Below are 19,609 nucleotides of genomic sequence, written 5' to 3'. Positions count from 1 at the left end.
CAAGGACGATGAATCGCAAACACTTTATAACAATTGCCACTGCGTGCTTGATGGCCAGCGGTACCAACCTTTGGGCAGGCGGCTTTAACGGTGGCGGCGGTATGTCGCGTCCTGGCGGAGGCGGCATGTCTCGTCCGGCTGGCGGCGGTATGTCGGCCGGGCGGCCCAGCAGCATGCCTCACATGGGCGGCGGCAACTTTGGCGGCGGCAACATGGGCGGCATGCAACGACCGATGCCTGGCAATATGCCGAACATCAGTCGCCCTTCCGTGGGTGGTGGCGGCGGCGGTGGTAGCTCGCTTCCTTCTCGTCCAAGTACTCGGCCAGCGACGCCCCAGGCGCGTCCGAACTTACCTTCCATTGGCAGCACTCCGGGCGGGACCCGGCCAAGCTTACCGAATCTACCCAATAACCGACCCAATGTTGGCGACGGATCATTCAATGGCGGGATGAAGCCTAGTTTGCCCAGCGGCTCTAACCGTCCAGCAACTCGGCCTGGCCAGATCGGCGAGGATCGCCCTATGGTTCGACCCAGTATACCTGACCTTGGTGATCGACCCGGTACGCGTCCCAGCACTCGCCCGGGCGTTACCGCTCCGGGCAGTCGACCAGACGGAACAGCGAGCGGTCGCCCCAGCACTTTGCCGGGCAACCTGCCAAGTACTCGGCCGACTCGGCCCAATCCTGGTCAGGCGGTCCGACCGCTTCCAGGGGATGTCGGCGATTTCCTGGGGATCGATGGAGGCTTAAGACCCAGAACTAGACCCGCTCCGAATCCTTCGCGTCCGTCCAACATCACCCGACCGGACCAATCGCGTCCTGTCACGCGGCCATCGCAGCCAAATCCGACGACCCGTCCTGGCAATCGTCCCGACTACGCATTCCCTGGGCAATTGCCGAACTATATTCCGGGGCGTCCCAATGGCAATTCTCGCCCAATCAACATCGGGCAGATCAACGTCGATAACAGCTTTAACTACAATCGGCCAACCTGGGCAAACATCAATCGTGATCAAGTTGTGGCCATTAACAATCGATGGCAGAACCAAATCAATGGCCTGCACTCTTGGACCAACCTTCACCCAGCTCGAGCCCAATACTGGCACACTTGGGGCGACAACGTGCGACACAATTGGCGTTGGCACAACTATCACAATCAATGGTTTGCGGGCGACTGGTGGTATAGCCACTCCAATGGTCTTACCAACTGGCACTACTATCATCGCTTCAACTATTATCCATGGCGTTTTTGGTGGACCTATCCGACTTGGACCACCGTCGGTACATGGTTCACTTGGCAAGTTCCGACTCAAGTTTGGACGACGCCGATCTACTACGATTATGGTCAAGGCGGAAATGTTTATTACGAGAACAACTATGTATTCATCAACGGTCAACAGGTTGCTACTGCCAATGAGTTTGCGCAATCGGCTGCCGCGTTAGCCACGGTTCAACCGCCGGAGTCGGAAGAGCAGGCGGCAGAAGCTGAGTGGCTGCCATTGGGCACCTTTGCTGTGTCGACCAATGAAGATGATGTCGAGCCAACGCGGATTATGCAGTTGGCCGTCGATCGAAATGGAATCATTTCAGGCACGCTGTTTAATATCCAGTCCGATACCGCTCAATCCATCCAGGGACAAGTCGACAAGGAGACGCAGCGCGTTGCGTTCCGTTTCAGTGAAGCGCCTGACGTGGTGGCCGAGACGGGATTGTTCAATTTGACGCAGGAATCCGCGCCGATGTTGGTCCACTACAAGAACAACCGCGTCGAGCAGTACAATTTGGTGCGATTACCACCGCCTGAGGAATAACGGTCGTCTCCCTTCATTCGTTGAATCAAAGTCGCCCTGGAATCGCTACTCGAGAAGTGTATGGCAAAGAATTAGCAGTCGTTTTTCCAACGAATCGAAAGAGACCGACGAATGTTTGCGCGCGAAAAGTGCCTGGCACCTAATAAATGAAATAAGTCTGTTTTCTATTCGTCGGTCTGCCTCTATTCGTTGGACTAAAGTCCTCCTGAGAGTGCTGCTCAAAAAGTGTCTGGCACTGAATGAACAGTCGTTTTTCCAACGAATCGAAAGAGACCGACGAATGTTTGCGCGCGAAAAGTGCCTGGCACCTAATAAATGAAATAAGTCTGTTTTCTATTCGTCGGTCTGCCTCTATTCGTTGGACTAAAGTCCTCCTGAGAGTGCTGCTCAAAAAGTGTCTGGCACTGAATGAACAGTCATTTTTCCAACGAATCGAAAGAGACCGACGAATTTTTGTGCGCGAAAAGTGCCTGGCACCTAATAAATGAAATAAGTCTGTTTTCTATTCGTCGGTCTGCCTCTATTCGTTGGACTAAAGTCCTTCTGAGAGTGCTACCCAAGAAGTGTCTAGTGCCTAAGACATTTGCCGCGACTCAGCATTAGACGCTGCGAGCGGCGGCGATCAGCCATTGCGAAAGCGTGATCTTGGGTGCGGGGAGTTTTAGCAGTGGAGCGAATTCAGCGCACTGCTGATCGACCTTAGCAAACATGCTGGCGTAGTCCACATTCAAGCTCTGCATCAGCACATCTAGCGACTGAAAGAACTGGTGTTGTTCGTGCCATTCGGAATCACAGCAAGCTGGCAGCATGGCTGCGACGGCGACGCACGCGGCGTCATAAGCTGGTTTGGTGCCCTGCAATAGTTCTAATGGCTGCGGATGGCGTTCGATCAAGACCGCGAACGTTTCCGGCAAACGCCAGTTTCGGCACAGCGCCGCGGCCGCTTGGGCGTGATCCCAACCAAATCGCAATTGTTCCAGTTCTGACAAGCGGCGTTTTTGCGACTTCCGCTCGGCCATCAACTCCTCGTAGGCTTGCGGGAGTGCTTTGAGCAGAATGGGGATGGCGACGTCTTGCAAAAGCGATGCGGCAAAGAGTTCTTCGCAATTGTGAAGCTGTCTTGCTTTGCCAAGCTCTCGAGATAAAACACCGCGTCGCAGCGAATCTTGCCAGAGTTGTTTCAGATCGAATGACCCAAACTTTGGATTTGGCACTAGACTGAAGACGGCGCTCCAAAGCGCAAAGTTCTGAATTGGTTTGACGCCCAGCAGGGTGATCGCTTGCTGAACACTCGTTATTTCACGAGAGAAACCAAAGTAGGACGAGTTTACGAAACGCAGAACTTGCCCTAGAAGGCCAATATCGGTTTCGATAGGCCGAGCGAAATCGGAGGGGCGTGCGTTAGGATCTTGAGCGATCCGCAAGATCTCCACCGCGCTTGCTGGTAACGCCGGCAACTGCGTTGAAGCAAGGACTTCGTTCAGCGAAATATTTTCTGTTAGAACAGTCATGAGTGACGAATCTGCAATGCACGAAACGGTATGGCACTGGAAACATAGCTTTCGGAGTGCGCAATGCCCGAAAAAAACTCAATTGCGGACTTCGGAACGCGAATTGATAGACATCATCGACGGTATAACCGTTGAATTCCGATCAATCCAGAAAGCCAGTCTATGTTGGACATTTTGATAAGTATTTCCCTCAGCCTGTTGGCGATTGCCTTTCTTGGCTTGAGCATTATCGGGCTGCCCGGGGCCTGGTTGATGGCCGCCACCGCCGCCATCATGACATTCTATTTTGACCAATCGCGGGTTTATGCCATGCAGGTTTCGACGTTTGTCGTGATCTTGGCGATTGCAGTGCTTGGAGAGGTGCTGGAGTTCATTGCCGGAGCGGCCGGTGTGAGTAAGCTGGGCGGCTCGCGTCGTGCGGCATTTCTGGCCATCTGCGGCTCGATAATTGGCGCCATCGTCGGCTTGTTTGTTGGAACGCCGGTGCCGGTGATCGGGAGTGTCGTCGTCTCGTTATTGTTGGGCGGGGTTGGAGCTTTTGGGGGGGCGGTGCTTGGAGAACGCTGGGTGGGGCAAGAGTGGAACGCGGCGATCGCGATTGGCAAAGCGGCTTTCTGGGGCAGACTGCTGGGTACCTTTGGCAAAGTTGTCTGCAGCGGGACGATCATGAGCGTCTTGATCGGAGCGGCTTGGATTCAAGACGACGGAGCGAGCCAACCGCCGCCGCCTGCCATGGAAACACGGTATGAACCGCCAGATGGAATCTGGCTAAATCAAAGAGCTCTGCCATTTCAACACTTGCGGCTGACGTGAATCTAGCGTTACGATAAAGGCTGAAGCAATGGTTCTAGTAACGTCCCTGCATAACAGCTCAAACTTTAACGCTAGAGTAAAGTACCCCTGCCATGATCCATCACACTTGCGATCGATGTAAACAGATGATTGATCCACACAGCGACATGCGGTATGTGGTGCGTATTGAAATCGAAGCGGCGGTTGATCCGCAGTTCGAAGAGTATGAATCGGGATCGGACCATTTGGCGGAGCTATCGCAGTTGCTGGAGTCCTCGGACGATTACGCTTCTGCAATACTCGACGAAGAAATCTACCAGCGGCGACGTTACGATTTGTGCAGCGCTTGCTACCGCCAATATTGCAAGAATCCGTTAGCTCGAGAAATGAACGCCCCATTCGGATTCAGCCAGAACTAAATCTCAATACTGCCAGATCGCCTATACTTCCTATCCTGCCGTAGCGGGGTAAAGGGAGTGTAAAAAACAGACGGAATTGGCCAAACGCACTAGCAGAAACCGCTCCTGATTTGGTATCGCTATCCTCCGCTTGATGGATCAAGCCGCAGCAACACTTATTGAATTGACGCAAGGAGTAGCGTACATGATCAAACGTTGGCAACTTCTGTTAGGGCTATTGACCGTCAGCCTGCATGCATACGTTACTTGCCATGTCGCCCACGGCCAAAGCCCTAAAGGCTTCAATTTTATCAAGCCAGCGGTGAAAGGCGAACAAGGTCAAGATGTCGCTTTGAAAGCAGAGCACGGACCGTTTTTGATTTATGCCTTCACGCTGGAAGGCGAAGAGTCCAAGCAACAGGCGCTTGTGCTGGCCGCAGAACTAAGACACCGATTCGGCTTGAAGTCTTACATCATGCCCAAATCGTTCGATTTTTCGAACACGGTGATTGGCGCTGGGATAAGTTCTACCGGTCGCGAAAAACGCATGCGATATGCAGACGACCGCGTGGTCGAAAGCTATTCCATTTTGATCGGCGACTTCTCTTCTCCCGAACTTCCGGAAATCAAAGAGACATTGCGTTTGGTAAAGACGATCAAACCTGAGTTCTTCCAACGCGAATCGATCGCAAAATCAGCGGACGACATTACTGCTGGCGAGAAGGCCTCGGCGTATCGCTCTTGGCTCAGGTCCAGCAAAAAGCCGGCGGAAGAGCTGACCGAAGATGGCCCCATGTACCTCGCGTTTATCACTCGCAATCCGATGCTACCCAAGGAATTCTTCCAAGCGGAAATGGATGAATTCGTCGTTAAGCTAAACAAGTCGGTCGAGCATTCTATCTTGAACTGCCGCGGTCGCGTTACGGTCCGCGTCGCTCACTTCACCGGTGCTCAGCAAATGGTAATCGGTGGTTCCAATTCTACCACCAACACTCCTGCCACCTCGGTCCTGGAACAAGCGGCCAGCCAAGCCCACAAGCTGACCGAGCTATTGCGGCGTGTTGGCTATGACGCTTATGAATATCATGAACGCAGCAGCAGTAGCGTTTGTGTTGGCAGCTTTGAAGAATTAGGGGCGATGGATGCGAACGGCGAATTCCTCTACTCGCGAGAGATCCTCGATATCGTTCAAACGTTTGGTGGTACCAAGGATTATCAGCCCAGCAAATATGGTCCGCTACCGGTTGCCAAAACGCTGCTGGATGTCGTTGACTACAAAAAGTTTCCTGAGCTGACCAAGGGTACAGAAGCAGAGAAGCTTGCGAAGGTGAAAGAGTACTCGATTCCTTTCGATGCGATTCCAAAGCCGATCTTTGTACCGCGCCCGGCCACCAAAGGACTTTATAGCCGGTCTCTACTTGGTCGAAACTAATGGCGACGGTCAAGTCAGGCATGATCGGCGGACCTGGGTCGCTGGTCGAAGTCCAATGTGCAGATCGCATCCGCCTGCATGGGTTTCTGCAAGAGCCCAGCCAGTCAAGCGGCGACAAAACGCTGTGGATAGTTGTTCACGGCGTCGCTGGTAACTTTTATGCGTCCTCGCTTCTTGCATCGTTGTGCGCAAGCCTGCATCAATTGGGTCACGCGACGCTGCGCATTAACACCAGAGGCCATGACCAGTTGGCCTTTGCTGCGGGCAGTTGGCCTTACTTGATCGGTGCGGCGACCGAACAGATCCATGCCGCCTGCGAGGACCTTCGCAGTTGGTTGCAGTTCGCATCTCAGCTAGGCTATCAAAGGCTGAATGTTATCGGTCATAGCCTGGGTGCCATCAAATCGGCTTTCTATGTTTCGCAGGTCGCTCAGCAGTTGACTCATGGGCGTTTGCCTGATCGCTTAATTCTCATTTCGCCTCCTAGGCTGCATCATCAGTCGCTGCGAAGCGATCCCCGCTATGGCGAATCCTACCAAGCGGATCTGCAGCAGGCATCGCAACTGGTTGCGGCCGACCAAGGCGACACGTTGATGCGGATTCGGTTTCCGCAACCGTTGGTGATTGCTGCGGAAACGTTTTTGGACAAGTATGGTACGGAAGATCGTTATGACTATTTGCAGTGGGCCGACAAGATCCCAGCGGCGGATTGGATCTTCGGCGCATTAGAAGTCCGAGGGACGCGCATGAATTTTGCGGATTGCGACCACAAGCTGCAAGCGATACTAGCCGACAGGCCACAGCATACCCTGCACGTTGTCGCGGGGGCGGATCACAATTACACTGAAGCTCGCGAGGCTCTGAACGCTTGGTTGCAACGGCTGCTCAGCGACAGCTAGGCAAAAAATAACGCGGGCGTTACCCCGCGTCTTCGTTTAACCGCGAGGGCATCGCCCCGCGTTTTTTATTCATTCGCGAGGGCATCGCCTCGCGTTTTCAAGTGCGGTGAGCACCTACGCTTGCATCGGACCTTTGATACCGCCGGTCATTTCTTCTTCTTCCACATGGATGGCTTTGTAACCCCCGGTGGCTTTGAAGTACATGATCAGCAGCAGATAGATCACCGCCATGATGGCGGGCACAGCGGCGGTTACTTTCAGTGCCATGCGACCGCCGTACAGACCAGCGGCCTTGACTGGACCAGCGTCGGTTTCTACGTTTGTCTTGGCACTGTCCCACCATCCGGCTAACGCTTCGAGATTCTTGTCAACTTTGTTTTCTGCAGCTCGCGTCGCTTGCAAGTTTGCAAGTTCTTTTCCTTGGTCTTCCAAGACGCCAACCTTAGCTCCGTCCAAACCGCGAATTGCAGGCAGGATGCCACCGAAGAGTCCTCTTGGCTCATCAACGCTGTATCGGCCGTACGTCTCGGGTGCTTCCTGTTCCAATTGCTTGGAAGCGTAATAGTCTTGCTTGTAACCAATTGCTGGCGTGCCCACCAAACCGGCGGACAGCATGCCGACGCCTCCCATTAAGCCAATCGCAACCGCGCCCGCTCGCGGAAATCGCTCCGACGCGATTGCCAACATCGTAGGCCACAGGAAAGTCTTGCCGCATGCGTACACAGTAGCCGCAAGGACGCACATGATGACGCCCTGAGCATTGCCAAGCAGCGTTAACCCAATCGCGCCAAGTACGGCGCTTATCAACAACAAGCCAAGCGGACTGACCTTGTGCACAATCGGCCCAGCGACAAATCGCAAGCAGAACATCAATAGTGACGTGTATACAAACAACATCAAACCACTTTGAGGACTATTCATAATCGTTCCAGTAATCTTGGAAATCCACGAGTCAGTCCCCAGTTCGACGTAACCTACCAACGCATGAGTGAGCAGCAATACGAAGAAAATAGGAACCATCAATGCTTGAACCATTCCGCCGATCGAAATACCAGCCTTGGAAACTTCCGATTCAGGGAACTTCTGTCCCAATAGCATCAAACCGTAAATGATTACGGGCACCAGGAAAAGCGACATTTGAATCTTCCAGTCGACAGCACGACGAATGATCTCGCCATCGGCTCCAACTTGTGTCGCCATAAAGTAGGATGCTAATCCACCCACGACCAAACCTGCAGGCCACCCCGCATGCAGAATATTTAGATAGTGCGTCTTATTCTTCGGAAACAGCGTCGCCGTCAACGGATTGACAACCGCTTCGCAAACCCCGTTGCCCAACGAAAAGATGAACATGCCCCAGAACAAGCACTGAAAAGCAGCTCCTTTCCCCCCCGCAGTGAACGCAAGCGGTGTTGCGAGCGTTACAACAGCCGACAGCAAATGAAGCAAGAAAGCCAAGACCATCAATTTGCCATAACCAACCTTGTCAGCGAATAAACTGGTGATGATGATGATCACGCCAAAGCCGGTAAGCCCACCGCCGGTAATATTGCCAAGGTCAGTCATCGTAAAGCCGAACTGCTCGGCCCACTGACCTAGAATGCCGCCGCGGACAGAGAATCCGACGCCGGTCGCTAAAATTGCCATGAATCCGGCCCACAGCAATCGCTTGGCGTTGGGCGCTATACCTTCATTGTTCATAATCGTAGGTTGGTTAAGGTTGCTGAAGCTGGACGAGGAATGCAAAATTCCCCAAATCTACAGGAAGTCAGAATGGTGCCATTTGTGACTTGTTTCGTCAAGCTGGCATCCGTAAACATCGCGTTGCGGGCAAGCAGTTCTCCGTTACGCAGCTTGCCTAACCGGAGCGTAATTCAAACTCCCGCCGTTACAACCCTGCTTGGCCGCCAAAGTCCATACTTCGCAGCAGTTCGCCTAAAAGCGCCGCGGTGAAGTCAACGTGACGATGTCCTCACAGCGCTGGACACGAATTTGTCCAGGGAAATCTGTCATCAGCGGTTGGCCGCTTTGGACTGCGGGCGCGCAAACGCCTTCATACAACTGCTGCCAGTGCGTACGCGTCATCGCACCGTCATTCCAACCGCTGCGTCGCCAAGCTCGTCGCAAGACCTCTTTGCCCAACGTGGCACCGATCGCAAGCAGCGGCCCAATGCGGATGCTCACTTGCTCATCCTTAAATTGCGCATATTCATCCAAGAACAAATCGGCCTGCTGCTGAAACCAATCAACTAACTCGGCTGCCAACGAAGCCGCCTCGACAATACTCTGTTTGGCCGTCGGGTGAACTTGGGCTTCTAAAATCGGCAGAACATGGTGGCGAATCTTGTTGCGAGTATAAATCGCTTCCGCATTTGACGCGTCAACACGATAGGCTTGCTGCAGCGATTGCAGATAGCTGATCACTTCTTCCCGCCAAACGCTTAGCAACGGACGGGCGATCACCAACTCAGGCCCCAGCGAACGGAACATGGGAATGCCACTTAAGCCGCTCAATCCCGATCCGCGGCACAAGCGGTGGATTACCGTTTCGGCTTGATCGTCCGCTGTGTGAGCCATGGCGATGTAGCGAGCCCCGATTGCATTGGCCGTGCGTTCCAGAAATTCATATCGCACCGCTCGCAGTTGCTCTTCGCTCGCCGAACCGCTTCGGTTTGCAGATTTAGCAGTCGATGAATCGTTGAGCTTATCAGCCTTGTCCGTCAGGCATCGCAGCTTGAGTTGCTGCGCAAGCTGCTCGACAAAGCGTTGGTCGCCATCAGACGCTTCGCCTCGCAACTGATGATTGAAGTGCGCTGCCACCAAGGTCGTCGCGGGGGGGGCGAGGCGAGCCAGCGCGATCAGCAACGCCGTGGAATCCGCTCCACCGCTACAAGCGACCAGCACCGTCAATCCAGTCCATTTCGCAGGCGGCCAAGCGACTTGCAGCTTGGTTTCCAGCAAATGACAGTGTAAAGCGGAATCGATCACGACAGCTCCTTCACCACGTGCTCTGCTTCGAACGCAGTTCGCTTGAGAACACTGGCCTGTAAGAATAACCCAAGAAGCGAACCACCAGCACGCTGAGAAAGGTCAGCATGCTGGCGACCAAAGGATGCAATATTGGCATCGCTTGGGCAACCGGCGAGTTCATGGAGTATGGAGTATAAAACGTCCAGCGGTCATTGGGAAATGTAGCCATCGATTGCAGTTGAAGCAACACGATATTGATCACTGGCAGGCAAATCGCCGCGATGATTATGCGATGCATCCGAAACGGACCTCGCCCAAACAGATTCAACGCCAAAAACCACATCGCTAGCCCCCGCAGCACGCTCCAAAATGCTTGGTTGACGGTCAAAAGATCAACTGCGACAGGACTGGAAGAACCCGAACTGAGATGAAAATAATTGACCGGAATACGGCTGATCGCTAACCCAATTGCCAAATAAGTGGTAATGATGAGCACTTGAGCGATCCCAATCGAATATCGATCAGCGCGGTGATCGGCCGCCTTCTCTGCTAGTGAAATTTCGCTAGATCGAACGATGCGATGGGTTGTCAATCGTCCTGCGATTACCAGCAGCACGGTCGCAGTCCCAATAAAGACATAGCGATGCATCAATGTAGCCAGCAGGTTGCTGCGCAAGTAATCGGATTGAAACGCAATGCCATCGTAAGAAGACACAAGCAGCCACAGCACAAAGTCAGCGACCAACCAGAGGGCTACGAGAGCGAACCTTTCCCAGCGAAACGGGTATCGCAGGGCGCACCACAAGATGCCAAAGGAAGCCACATGGAAGTAGATGATGGACCCCACTTGGGATGACTCGCGCGGTATCCAGCCGCTGGCTTCTTCGGCTCGCAATGCAACCATCAGCAATGCGGCGGCCGCTAAGGCTGGAAGTACTATCGCCAAACGTTTGACCAGGTACAAGAGCACGACGGACGCTTGCATGTCACGGTCGCTCCGCAGTCACGATGGCTCGAACCGGGCTAGGATAACCTTCAAACGTCTTGGTTAGATCACTGGGATCTAGAAACGTGGCTAACGATTCGTAGGTCATCCAATCGGTCTTGCGTTGCTCGTCAATGGTCGTTGCAGAGACATCCAACACTTGCACCTCACGAAAACCGCAGCGCTGCAGCCACAACTGCAACATTGTGACGGAGGGTATAAACCACACATTGCGCATTTTGGCATAACGGTCCTTGGGGACGAGCACCGTATCCTGGTCGCTTTCCAACACCAGCGTCTCAAGCACCAATTGCCCCTGAGGCTTGAGCGTTCCCAGCAAAGTTCGCAGATGATCGATTGGGCTGGTTCGATGGTACAACACGCCCATCGAAAATGTAACATCGAACGCACTCATCGCTTCGGGCAGGTCGGTATCCATCAGCGGGACGACAAAATGCCGCTCGGGGGCAGGTGCATATTTGCGAAAGACTTCAAATTGAAAGTTGTAAAGCTGCAGCGGCTCGCAACCCAATACAAATCTTGCTCCATCGGCCAGCATTCGCCAACCATAATAGCCATTGCCGCACCCGACATCCAAAACCGCTTTGTTACGAAGGTCCAAGTGGTTTTGCAACCTTGACCACTTCCAATCCGACCGCCACTCGGTATCAATCGCGTGCTCAAGGAATTGGAATGGCCCTTTGCGCCACGGATGAAACTGCATCAATGTTTGTTTGATGGTATCTCGTTGGCTTAGTTGTGAGTTGGCACTCGATGCGACGCTGTCCTGCGACGGTTGCCACTGGACTTGCACCCTATCGTGATCCGAAGTTAACTGACATCGATCGCGAGCAGGCAATGCATGCCAAGCTGCATGCCACTGGTCAAACAGTCCGTGATACTCTTTGGTGTAACGCTGATCGCATAATTGTTGCAGAGCTGGTACCCAGGCCGCGAGCCCTTCGCTCTTGAGCCATTGGTACAGCGGTTCGCGATCGAGTAATCTAATCGTATCCAATTATTTTACAGCCAGTATCGAAGCGAAATTGAAGCATTGGAACCAAGCCGTCGCAACTTGGAAGCCTACGTGGTGCAAACGGTGCAAGTGAGTATCGAGGCTCTCGGGCACTAGACGATTCTCAAGCGATGTTCGTTTTTGCGCGATCTCTAGATCGCTGTAACCGTTGGCGCGTTTGAAGTCATGATGCAGTTCGGTCAAGAGCTGCTGTTGGGCCGAATTGTCAAACGCAATCTTTTCTGACAACAGAAGCGCACCGCCTGGCAGCAGGCCATCGAAGATCCGCTGCATCAATTCGTCGCGTTGCTCGGCCGCAATAAATTGCAGTGTCCAATTAAAAACAACAAACGAAGCATTCTTGAACTCCGTTTGGTTAATATCCTGCTGCAGCAGTTCAACGCGGCAAATTTTTCGATTCGACGCTTGAGTGATCCCAGCCAGTCGCTCGCGAAGGCGGCGGATCATTGCATCCGAATTATCGATCGCGTAGATGGTACAGGTCGCTGGGGCTTGGTTTTGGATCAGCACCGTTGCAGCTCCCAACGAGCAGCCTAGATCGTAGATATGGGTGTCAGGTCGAGCGTACCGCGCCGTCAGTTGCTCGATCATCGACAGCACCGAGCCGTAGCCCGGCACCGATCGTGCGATCATGTCGGGAAAGACATTTGCAACCGCGTCATCGAACTGAAAGTCTCCGACGCGATCGCGAGGCAAAGCGTAAATCTGATCTCGTTGCATGGAACTGTTTTTGCAAAGCGGTTGACGGCAAATCCTTCGATCCAATAAATCAATAGCGACCTGCAATCCTAATTGCGTGTGCCGAATCTGCTTAGGTTACGTCAACTGCGTCGTTTCGCACAGCTCAAACCATTTCCGCTCGTAGCCTGAGCGATACGGCACGTGCGGGTCTTGTTATTGGATTGTAACCTTAGGCGGAACTACGAACGACCCGCGTCCGCGAGCGGCAAATAGGCAAACGAGTTGATGCCCGTAACCGATACAGCACGGAAATGATTGCCTTACGTCATATTGGCACTCTGCGTGCATTGCGATAAAACCAAGGGTAGTTTTATAGTACGTGAGTTGTTCGAAATATGAATTTGGCGGAGGAAACATGAATGTCTTAGTGGCCTTGGACGGATCGGAAGAGTCGTTTGAATCGCTGAAGCTGCTGCCCAAGCTGCCGTTTCGCGAGACCCCGAACGTGCATCTTTTGACGGCCTACAGCGACGCCGGGCACCATTCCCTGCCGGAAGATTTTCGCCATGCGTTAGTGCTGCAGTTGCAATCGGAAGCTCATCAGGTTTTGGAGCGCGCGACCAAAACGTTGGACGTGTACGGTTGGAATCTGACCAGATCCGTCGAATACGGCCATCCTAAAACATTGATTCTTGAGAAAGCCGCACAACATAGCGCCGATGTGATTGCGATGGGGGCCATTGGCCACTCGGCAGCTTTCCGTATTTTGTTGGGCAGCACAGCGGACTATGTTGCTAACCATGCAAAATGCTCTGTGTTGGTTGCGAGGCCTCATCAAATCGAACATGAGACGGAACGGCCGCTGAGTGTTGTACTGGCCTATGATGGTTCGGAACGATCCAACATTGCGCTCAAGCAGTTGGCGAGTTTTGATTGGGACAGCCAGCGAGCCAAGTTGCATGTTTGTCGCATTCTTGAACGTCCTGAACTGTTGCCTGAGGACATGGTGTTTGATGATCAGATGGTTGAAATTGCGAAGCGGGAGATGAACGATATTGTCGATTCCTATCCTTCGTTGCAGAAGCCTTCGACAACCGTGCGTGAATCAACTCATGTTGGCAGTGCGATCTTAGATGAAGTGAAGTCGCATGACGGCGACCTGCTGTTCTTAGGTGACTCTGGCAAGTCCGCCTTTGGCCGCTTCTTTCTGGGCAGTGTCTCGCGATACTTGTTGCATCATGTCAACGAGTCGGTGTGGATCGCTCGCAACAAGGCTTGGTGAACTGACGTTTCACGCTCTACCGACCGATAGCCATTCCGAGGTACTCATAAACGGCTTGCGTAACATGACCGAGATTATCCGCGCTAGGAATAAAGCCTAACGGGTGATTCCATTCATTGGGCTGACGGAAATCTGCGGGGATGGGGATCACTTCCACACCCGCTCGCTCAGCCAACTTCATGGCGCGTGGCAAATGGATGGCGGAAGTCAGCAGACCGCATCGTTTGCCTTGCCACAATTCCGGTTCGGCCTTCAGCGACTCAATCTCTTGCTGCGTATTCCTGCCATGCAGTGTGTGAATGTCCGCTTCGTCGACTCCTAGGCCACTCAATAGATAGATCGATTGTGTTCGCGGGGAATTGTAAGGCGTATCGGCTTCAACCAACGCGTCTCCCGTAATCACCAGTTGCCCAGCGAGCTTCAAGTTGTACAACCGTGCGGCCAACAAGATGCGCTCGCCACCCTGATTGACCTGCGGACGCTCGGAAGTCGTGATACCAGTTCCACCGCCCAGTACAACCACGTTATCGAAAGGCTCAAGTTCTTCGCTGGCAAGGTCCGCATATCGATCTTCCAAACTACCTACGATCCAACGCGTCGCAGGATCGGTCGCACTCAGGCAAACCAGCGCACCAACCAGACCCAGCCATGCTGCAAACCGCTGGCGACTGACGATTCCATAGGCTAACGTTGACGTGCAGGCCAAGAAAAGAATTCCGAGTGGGAAGACCCAACGCACGATCGCTTTCTGTAAAATTAAGCCATCGTCAAAACTGTATGCAAATGCGGTGGACAGTGCGGGATACGTTGCTACCAACACCACAAAGCCCAACACTCGGGCGATCGTAGATGATTTTTTGTAAGTTGGAGCCGCTAGGTTCATATTCATGCAATCGTCGCTTGTGTAAGATATTGGCTGCTGATGAATCCCACCTTGCCACCCTCTCTACCCTCCCGGAACATCCGACCATGATAATTGCTAGACGCAGTTGCTTGCAGCATGTTATGCGCTTCGTAATTTGTTTTGCTGCCTACGGTTGCTTGCTGCAGTCCGCAAAATCAGAACAATGGATACGACACGAACTGAGCCGCGACTTCTACAGTGAAGGTGGCACTTGCGCGGACATCGATCAAGATGGCCACGTGGATTTGATCGCGGGTCCCTACGTCTACTACGGCCCAGATTTTAAGACCAAGTCGACGATGTACGAACCCAAACCGTACTCGATCAACGGCTATTCTAACAATTTTTTGGCTTATTCCTTTGACGTCAACGGCGATAGCTGGCCAGATATCGTCGTCTTTGATTTCCCAGGTGTGCAAACATGGTACTTGCAAAACCCAGGCAAGGACGTGCGTAGCGTAGACCAATGGCCCAAACATGCGGTTTTGGATACGACCGATAACGAATCGCCGATGTTCGTGGATATCACGGGCGATGGAAGACCGGAGATCGTCTGCTGCCACAACGGATGTTTCGGTTACGCGGAAATCGCGGCCGATCCAACTCAACCCTGGACGTTCATCCCCGTCAGTGAGAACGGCGGTTACCAACGCTTTACGCACGGCATTGGAGTGGGCGATGTGAACGACGACGGGCATTTAGATATGTTGGCTGCTCACGGTTGGTGGCAAAATCCGGGAACCAAGCCAGCTAGCCCCGCGGATGCAAAGCCATGGGACTTTCATGCTTTTAAGTTCGCGGGGACTTCTGCTCAGATGTACGCGGCAGATTTTGACGGCGATGGGCAGAACGAAGTGATCAGTTCGCTGCAAGCTCATGGCTATGGCTTGAACATGTTCGACAAAGTCCCAGGGCAGACCGATGGCCAGTGGGGATGGAATACACAAGCGATCATGACGGATAAAGCGGAAAGCTCGCCAACCGGTTTAGCGATCAGCCAACTGCACGCCGTAGAAATCGCTGATATCAATAACGACGGTGTGATGGACATCATTACCGGCAAACGGTTTTGGGCTCACCAAGGCCACGACCCCGGCGAAAACGAAACGCCCTATCTGGTTTGGTTCGAAGCTGTCCGAGCGCCAGGCAATTCCGTTCGATTTATGCCACATATTATTGATGAAGATAGCGGAGTGGGAACTCAGATCACGGTCTATGATGTAAACAAGGACGGCAAACTGGACGTGTTCTCAGCCAGTAAGCGCGGCGTGCATTTGTTCATCCAAACCGATGACGACGATCCAAAAGGGAACGTAAAGCTGGCGGAGCGGACGGCGCAAAAGTTTGCAACTCCGGTGCAAGCGTTTGTTAGTATCAGCGATTCACTGGGAGGCTTTCGACCTGCCGACGAAGCCGGTGTGGCGTTGAACTTTGATTTCGAAACGGGCGATTTGCGCGATTGGCGGGGCGGCGGTGCAGCCTTCTTTAAACAGCCGGTGCAGGGCGATTTAGTATCGGCCCGCCGCCAGGATATGAAAAGTAACCATCAAGGCGAATATTGGATTGGCACTTATGAAGTCTGCCAAGATATCGCGGAAGGGACGCTGGAGAGCCGTCCTTTCCATTTGGATAAACCTTGGGTCAGCTTCTTGATTGGTGGTGGCAGTACGCCCAAGAGTACTGTACAGATTGTCGACCACGGCAGCGGTGAAGTGCTTGTCACGACTGTCGGCACCGATAATGAAACGATGAAGCGAGCGGTCATCGATGTCTCGAATCATCAAGGGAAAAACGTATTTGTGCGTTTGACGGATAAAGGAGCTGAAGGTTGGGGACACCTTAATTTTGATGACTTTCGCCTGCACGATGCTCAGCCCAAGGTCGCTGCCGCCGATCGCTTGACGAAATTGGACGTGCTACAATTCGACAGCCTGTCGCCGGATCAAGTTGCAGCGGCGATGACACTGCCTGAAGGTTTTTCGGTGCAAGTGATTGCGGCAGAACCCGACGTACAACAACCGGTCGCGATGACGATCGACCAGCGAGGAAGAATTTGGGTCGTAGAAACTTACGAGTACCCCATTCGATCCAAAGCAGAAAAAGGCCGCGATCGAATTTTGATTTTCGAAGATACGAATAAAGACGGCGTCTTGGATTCGCGGAAGGTTTTCTACGAGGGCTTGAACCTCGCCACGGGAATCGAAGTCGGATTTGGTGGCGTGTTTGTCGGAGCGGCTCCCTATCTGTACTTTATTCCTGACGCCAATGGAGATGATGTGCCTGACAGCGAACCGATCGTCGAGTTAGATGGATGGGGTTATCAAGATACGCATGAGACCTTGAATTCATTCATCTGGGGTCCGGATGGCTGGCTGTACGGGTGCCACGGTGTGTTCACACACTCCAAAGTTGGTCGCCCTGGCACGCCCGAATCCCAACGCCAAAGCATCAATGCGGGCATCTGGCGTTACCACCCGACCGCTAAGACATTTGAGGTATTTGCCCATGGCACCAGTAATCCGTGGGGAGTCGATTTTGACTCGCGTGGTCAATGCTTCTTGACGGCTTGCGTGATCCCGCATCTTTATCACGTAATTCCCGGCGCTCGTTATCAACGTCAAGCGGGACAGCATTTCGATCCCTTCACTTATGATGACATCAAGACGATCGCTCGACATCGTCACTGGGTGGGAGACAACCCGCACGGAGGAAATAATCGCAGCGATGAAGCCGGCGGTGGCCACGCTCACTCAGGGGCGATGATCTATCAAGGCGGTAGCTGGCCTGAAAGATACCATGACCAAATCTTCATGAACAACATTCATGGCGCACGATTAAACCAAGACCAACTGATACGTTCCGGAAGTGGTTACGAAGGCGATCGAGCTCCTGACTTCTTGTTTGCCAATGATCGCAGCAGCCAAATTCTATACTTCCGCTACGGTCCCGATGGCCAAGTCTACGCGATTGACTGGTACGATATTCAACAATGCCATACCACACGGCCAGAGGACCATGATCGAGGCAACGGACGCATCTATCGCATTTCCTACAACAATACATTGCCAGCGAAAGTCGACCTTGCGAAATGGTCCAACCAGCAACTGGTCGAAGCGTTGTCACACAAGAACCAATGGTACGCAAGAACCGCTCGGCGGTTACTGCAAGAACGCAGTACTGCACCGGAGTTTGAATCGGTTGCCAGACAACTTCGAGGCTTAATGCAGACGTCGAGTGACACAGTTGATCAGTTGAATTACCTGTGGACGCTCGGAGCTTGCGACCAAGTCGAACTGGGGGATGTGCAGTGGGCACTAAGTAATGCCGATGAATACGTCCGCAGTTGGGGGATCCAATTCGCAGTGCAAAAGATTTCCGGTGAGCAAAGGACGGCAGCAAGCGCAGCGCTGACCGCTCTGGCCCAGTCGGGCGCAACCACGCAGGTGGACCGATTGAATCTGGCGTCTGCCAGTCTACGGTTGCCAGTGCAAGAAGCTGCGGCCATTGTGAGTGCTCTAGTGGTGCATGAAAAGGACCAAAGCGACCATAATTTGCCGCTCATGTACTGGTATAACGTCAGTCGAATTGCGGGAGAGCAGCCCAATTTGGCTGGGCAGATTGCTCAAAATTCACAGGTTGCACTAGTCGCAGGATTCTTGATGCGGCAACTTTCCAGCAGCGATAATCCAGCGCAAAGCAGCGTCGCTATGAAGTTGCTCCAAAGCAAGGCTCAAGACTCACTGGCCGAACGATTGCTGGCGGAACTGTCCATTGGCTTATCCACGCGAAAGAGTCCCGCCATGCCCGAAAACTGGCCGGCAGTCCGCGATGCCCTGGCCAGCAATCCATCGGCCAAGGTGGTGCGTTTGACCATGAGCGTGGCGGCCAAGTTTCGCGATCAAGCGGCCATTTCTAAACTTAACGCGTTGGCGGTGGATGCTGACCGATCGACCGACGACCGCATTCATGCGTTTTTGACGTTGCGTGATATTCGCGATGCGAACGTAAGCTCATTGGCTAAAGCGGTCTTGGCGGACGCCGGCATGCGGTCTACAGCTTTGAACGTCTTGGCGGATGATTTGGATGCTCCGTCTGCACAAGAGTTGATCGCCGCGATGAAAGGATGGAACTTGGAAGAGCGACGGTTGGCGATCTATGCGTTGACACGACGAGCTTCCACGGCTGGCGTCCTATGGCAAGCAGTTCAAGATAGAAGGATCGGTGTTAACGAAATCTCTGCAGATATGATTGAGCAGTTGGGGCAAATCAAGGGCTTTGACGCCTTCGCTAGCTTCAAAGAAAAATGGGCCGAGTCTCGGCAATCGGTGGGGCAAGCAGAAAAACAGATTGCTCAGTTGAAATCTATTGTTGAGCAGCATGGAGACAAAGTAGATTTGGCAGAAGGGAAAGCTTTGTTCGCGAAGACTTGTGGTCAATGCCATCAGTTGTTCGGTGAGGGTGCGAATATCGGCCCCGAGCTGACAGGCTCTAATCGCCGCGATCTAGATTACTTGTTCAGCAACATTGTCACGCCCAGCGCAGTCATGGCAAAAGAGTATCAACCCTGGATTGTGCAAACCGAAGACGGACGCGTTTTAACTGGCCTGATGCGTCAAAAGACGAAAGACTCAGTCGTCCTACAAACGACCACTGAGGTGATCACGTTGTATACCGAGGAGATTGAAGGCATGAAGCAGAGTGAGCAATCCATGATGCCAGAAAACCTTCTGACAACTTTGGATCAGAAGCAGATCGCAGACTTGGTTGGCTACCTTCGCAGCGATGCCAAGCGATAGTCTGTAGCTGGGATTCACACTCGGAAGCTCAATTGGCTTGTCCGTTTGCCCTCGCAGACCTAGCGGAAGCGGCGCGAGCCGTCCGCTGGATCTGCGTGCTGTTCCAAGCACA

The 19,609-nt window shown here is 53.2% G+C and carries 14 protein-coding genes; 7 read left to right on the top strand and 7 right to left on the bottom strand.

Annotated features, from left to right (window positions below):
• Positions 1-8: 8 nt before the first annotated feature.
• Positions 9-1,811, top strand: coding sequence for a mu-protocadherin- cell-suface protein (locus SH302x_RS18070; RefSeq protein WP_479363878.1), 1,803 nt, complete (start codon positions 9-11; stop codon positions 1,809-1,811).
• A gap of 599 nt (positions 1,812-2,410) precedes the next feature.
• Here the strand turns inward: SH302x_RS18070 and SH302x_RS18065 are convergent.
• A complete protein-coding gene (locus SH302x_RS18065) occupies positions 2,411-3,322 on the bottom strand; it encodes an HDOD domain-containing protein (RefSeq protein WP_479363876.1) in 912 nt (303 codons plus the stop codon).
• 162 nt (positions 3,323-3,484) lie between these two features.
• Here SH302x_RS18065 and SH302x_RS18060 point away from each other — a divergent pair, with 162 nt between their 5' ends.
• The 4 genes from SH302x_RS18060 (at position 3,485) to SH302x_RS18045 (ending at position 6,843) form a co-directional block, all read left to right on the top strand.
• A complete protein-coding gene (locus SH302x_RS18060; protein WP_479363874.1) occupies positions 3,485-4,135 on the top strand; it encodes a DUF456 domain-containing protein in 651 nt (216 codons plus the stop codon).
• Between the two features lie 92 nt (positions 4,136-4,227).
• On the top strand, positions 4,228-4,533 hold the full coding sequence (locus tag SH302x_RS18055) for a hypothetical protein (protein WP_479363873.1): 306 nt from the start codon (positions 4,228-4,230) through the stop codon (positions 4,531-4,533).
• 184 nt (positions 4,534-4,717) lie between these two features.
• A complete protein-coding gene (locus tag SH302x_RS18050) occupies positions 4,718-5,944 on the top strand; it encodes a hypothetical protein (RefSeq protein ID WP_479363872.1) in 1,227 nt (408 codons plus the stop codon).
• Entirely contained in the window at positions 5,944-6,843 is a 900-nt protein-coding gene (locus SH302x_RS18045; RefSeq protein ID WP_479363870.1) for an alpha/beta fold hydrolase, read from the top strand. The genes SH302x_RS18050 and SH302x_RS18045 overlap by 1 nt, the downstream gene beginning before the upstream one ends.
• A 114-nt stretch (positions 6,844-6,957) precedes the next feature.
• On the opposite strand, the gene SH302x_RS18040 is transcribed toward SH302x_RS18045, so the two are convergent.
• From SH302x_RS18040 to cmoA, 5 genes are all read right to left on the bottom strand, one after another.
• Positions 6,958-8,544, bottom strand: coding sequence for an MFS transporter (locus SH302x_RS18040; protein WP_479363869.1), 1,587 nt, complete (start codon positions 8,542-8,544; stop codon positions 6,958-6,960).
• A 234-nt stretch (positions 8,545-8,778) separates the two neighbouring features.
• Positions 8,779-9,831 carry a tRNA lysidine(34) synthetase TilS gene (gene tilS / locus SH302x_RS18035; RefSeq protein WP_479363867.1) on the bottom strand — a complete coding sequence of 351 codons (1,053 nt, stop codon included), beginning with the start codon at positions 9,829-9,831 and terminating at the stop codon, positions 8,779-8,781.
• A 10-nt stretch (positions 9,832-9,841) separates the two neighbouring features.
• A complete protein-coding gene (locus SH302x_RS18030; protein ID WP_479363866.1) occupies positions 9,842-10,798 on the bottom strand; it encodes a hypothetical protein in 957 nt (318 codons plus the stop codon).
• A 1-nt stretch (position 10,799) separates the two neighbouring features.
• A complete protein-coding gene (cmoB, locus tag SH302x_RS18025; RefSeq protein ID WP_479363864.1) occupies positions 10,800-11,816 on the bottom strand; it encodes a tRNA 5-methoxyuridine(34)/uridine 5-oxyacetic acid(34) synthase CmoB in 1,017 nt (338 codons plus the stop codon).
• Positions 11,817-12,554, bottom strand: coding sequence for a carboxy-S-adenosyl-L-methionine synthase CmoA (gene cmoA, locus SH302x_RS18020; protein WP_479363862.1), 738 nt, complete (start codon positions 12,552-12,554; stop codon positions 11,817-11,819). It lies immediately after the preceding gene.
• 376 nt (positions 12,555-12,930) lie between these two features.
• Here cmoA and SH302x_RS18015 point away from each other — a divergent pair, with 376 nt between their 5' ends.
• The gene (locus SH302x_RS18015) at positions 12,931-13,797 is read left to right on the top strand and encodes a universal stress protein (RefSeq protein ID WP_479363861.1); all 867 of its coding nucleotides are present in this window, start codon (positions 12,931-12,933) and stop codon (positions 13,795-13,797) included.
• A gap of 16 nt (positions 13,798-13,813) precedes the next feature.
• Here the strand turns inward: SH302x_RS18015 and SH302x_RS18010 are convergent, their stop codons facing one another.
• Positions 13,814-14,686: a YdcF family protein gene (locus SH302x_RS18010; RefSeq protein ID WP_479363860.1), complete on the bottom strand. Its 873-nt coding sequence runs from the start codon at positions 14,684-14,686 to the stop codon at positions 13,814-13,816.
• Positions 14,687-14,802: 116 nt separating this feature from the next.
• On the opposite strand from SH302x_RS18010, the gene SH302x_RS18005 reads away from it, so the two are divergent.
• Positions 14,803-19,497 carry a PVC-type heme-binding CxxCH protein gene (locus tag SH302x_RS18005; RefSeq protein ID WP_479363858.1) on the top strand — a complete coding sequence of 1,565 codons (4,695 nt, stop codon included), beginning with the start codon at positions 14,803-14,805 and terminating at the stop codon, positions 19,495-19,497.
• The last annotated feature ends 112 nt before the right edge of the window (positions 19,498-19,609 follow it).

It is taken from the genome of Njordella calcicola (assembly GCF_056494125.1).
Note: the sequence above shows the minus strand (reverse complement) of the source record. Positions and strands in the feature narration are given on the sequence as shown.

Excerpts from the sequence above, each read along its gene's own strand:
- SH302x_RS18070 (WP_479363878.1), top strand. The coding sequence starts at position 9 with ATGAATCGCAAACACTTTATAACAATTGCCACTGCGTGCTTGATGGCC.
- SH302x_RS18065 (WP_479363876.1), bottom strand. The coding sequence starts at position 3,322 with ATGACTGTTCTAACAGAAAATATTTCGCTGAACGAAGTCCTTGCTTCA.
- SH302x_RS18060 (WP_479363874.1), top strand. The coding sequence starts at position 3,485 with ATGTTGGACATTTTGATAAGTATTTCCCTCAGCCTGTTGGCGATTGCC.
- SH302x_RS18055 (WP_479363873.1), top strand. The coding sequence starts at position 4,228 with ATGATCCATCACACTTGCGATCGATGTAAACAGATGATTGATCCACAC.
- SH302x_RS18050 (WP_479363872.1), top strand. The coding sequence starts at position 4,718 with ATGATCAAACGTTGGCAACTTCTGTTAGGGCTATTGACCGTCAGCCTG.
- SH302x_RS18045 (WP_479363870.1), top strand. The coding sequence starts at position 5,944 with ATGGCGACGGTCAAGTCAGGCATGATCGGCGGACCTGGGTCGCTGGTC.
- SH302x_RS18040 (WP_479363869.1), bottom strand. The coding sequence starts at position 8,544 with ATGAACAATGAAGGTATAGCGCCCAACGCCAAGCGATTGCTGTGGGCC.
- SH302x_RS18030 (WP_479363866.1), bottom strand. The coding sequence starts at position 10,798 with ATGCAAGCGTCCGTCGTGCTCTTGTACCTGGTCAAACGTTTGGCGATA.
- cmoA (WP_479363862.1), bottom strand. The coding sequence starts at position 12,554 with ATGCAACGAGATCAGATTTACGCTTTGCCTCGCGATCGCGTCGGAGAC.
- SH302x_RS18015 (WP_479363861.1), top strand. The coding sequence starts at position 12,931 with ATGAATGTCTTAGTGGCCTTGGACGGATCGGAAGAGTCGTTTGAATCG.
- SH302x_RS18010 (WP_479363860.1), bottom strand. The coding sequence starts at position 14,686 with ATGAATATGAACCTAGCGGCTCCAACTTACAAAAAATCATCTACGATC.
- SH302x_RS18005 (WP_479363858.1), top strand. The coding sequence starts at position 14,803 with ATGCGCTTCGTAATTTGTTTTGCTGCCTACGGTTGCTTGCTGCAGTCC.